Origin of the sequence: Halomonas sp. ANAO-440 (genome assembly GCF_019915905.1) — a bacterium.
GTDB classification, from domain to species: Bacteria; Pseudomonadota; Gammaproteobacteria; order Pseudomonadales; family Halomonadaceae; genus Halomonas; species Halomonas chromatireducens.
In genome coordinates, this window is record NZ_JAHXBV010000056.1 from 1 (window position 1) to 704 (window position 704).

General features: G+C 54.7%; 2 tRNA genes. Both read left to right on the forward strand.

Annotated elements, in window-relative coordinates:
* The first annotated feature begins 164 nt into the window (after window positions 1-164).
* Window positions 165-241: transfer RNA gene (locus KZO25_RS19800), tRNA-Ile, on the forward strand.
* A 117-nt stretch (window positions 242-358) separates the two neighbouring features.
* Window positions 359-434 (forward strand) — tRNA-Ala (locus tag KZO25_RS19805).
* Window positions 435-704 lie beyond the last annotated feature (270 nt).

Genomic DNA, 704 nt, shown 5'->3' on the forward strand with positions numbered 1-704 from the left:
GCGGCAAGTGCTCACAATGAATTACCTGATCGACCAGAGCAAAGACTGTGTTAAGTGAGCTGGGTCTGTGGCTCAGTTGGTGAGAGCGCACCCCCTGACCTTAAATGGAAAGCAGGGTGAGGTCGGCCAGCCGAGAAGCAGCGAGCTTACAGCGGTACAGTGCCGGGTCTGTAGCTCAGTTGGTTAGAGCGCACCCCTGATAAGGGTGAGGTCGGCAGTTCAAATCTGCCCAGACCCACCAAATTTCGCCGGATACGGCGTTGCTTTGAACCTCGTGTAGCAGGCTACACGTCGGCCCAAAGCGCCTTGTCTCCGACGAAATTGCATTTGCTCCTTTTGAAGGAGTCGATGTTGATAGGGGGCCATAGCTCAGCTGGGAGAGCGCCTGCCTTGCACGCAGGAGGTCAGCGGTTCGATCCCGCTTGGCTCCACCAAACTTCCTGATGCGTCGTTGAAAGGCTCCTCGCATAGCGAACTATGCGTCGCCACCTTTCGCCTAGCCTCAGATCGTTTGGCTTCGCCACTTCCTCACAGTCGAATTACCTGATCGGATCCGCAGTCATAAGCCATCCTCGCATCGCGCGATGACGGGTTTATGACTGTCGATTGACAGTCTGCTCTTTAACAATGTGAATCATGCTGACAAGTTCTTCCCGAAAGGGAAGGACAACGTGATACGTCTCAAGCGTATCCGGCAATTGTCG